This window comes from Yoonia sp. SDW83-1 (assembly GCF_046762885.1).
Lineage (GTDB): Bacteria > Pseudomonadota > Alphaproteobacteria > Rhodobacterales > Rhodobacteraceae > Yoonia.
In genome coordinates this window covers 1-628 of the sequence record NZ_JBKQXO010000056.1, presented here as the reverse complement: position 1 = coordinate 628, position 628 = coordinate 1, and the positions used below count along the sequence as shown (strand labels likewise).

Here is a 628-nt window from a genome sequence, read left to right as displayed (position 1 = left end):
TGCGGCTTGCTTCACCGGTTGAAAATCGAGTGGTGATCTGAGCGACTTATAGTGGCTCGATGGCGCGCCTTGAGCCCCACTTTCCGAAGTGTCATGGCAAGCCGCGGGTCGATGACCGACGCCTGCTGGGTGGCATGATCTTCATCAATGGCGTGCGCTGGCGAAATACACCAAAGGAGTATGGTCAAATAAGACCCTGTACAATCGCTCGAAGCAGGGGAATGAGAAAGGTAACATTGCTCAGATCATGATGGACCCGGCTGCTGAACATGGCGACAAAAAGACGGTCATGATTGATGCAACTTTATTTAAAGGCTGATCGCACCGCGCCCAGCTTGGGCAAAAAAAGAGGGATGAGCCATTGGAACGTCATTGGCCCGAGAGACAATAGCGAAGGACGCCTGATCGGACCCACCAAAGGTGACATGAACACAAAACTGCATGCTGTCCGCGACAGCCAGGGACGCTCAATCGGCTTCTTTGTCATCGACGAACGGTCGGCAATACATCGGCGCACGAGCACTGTTGGGCAGCCTGCCGAGCGTCGAATGGCTGCTTGGGGATCGCGGCTATGATACAGATTGGTTCAGAGAATACTTGCAAGACAGGGGTACTCGGATATGTGTCC

General features: G+C 53.8%; 1 pseudogene. It reads left to right on the top strand.

From position 1 onward, the window contains the following. Positions 1–59 precede the first annotated feature (59 nt). Positions 60–628, top strand: a pseudogene (locus tag ACFWW4_RS22715) (transposase); the annotation flags it as partial.